The following is a 344-nucleotide window of genomic DNA, read 5'->3' on the forward strand; positions in this document are numbered from 1 at the left end:
TGGATTTGCAGAAGTATGTTCCACTATTACTTTTTTATTTTTCTTTTCTAAATTCATATTAACGCCTTTTAGAATAATGACGTTAAAAAGTGTAGCGTGATTAATGAATTAAAAACAGATTATAAACAGGCATATATAAATAATAATGGCAGTTTGTTAGCTAACCACATGCAAATGTGTAATCCAGTAAAACTAGAAATGATTAACAGATAGTTTTCAGGCTTAATTTCGTATTCAAAATTAAGCCTGAAAACAACGAGCAAAATTATTGCTGCTTTTGATTATGCATATTGTGCTTTGTTTCTGTTTTCTGTTTTTCCGGTGAAACTATTTATTGGATCTGG

The sequence above is a fragment of the Psychromonas sp. genome (assembly GCF_983033635.1).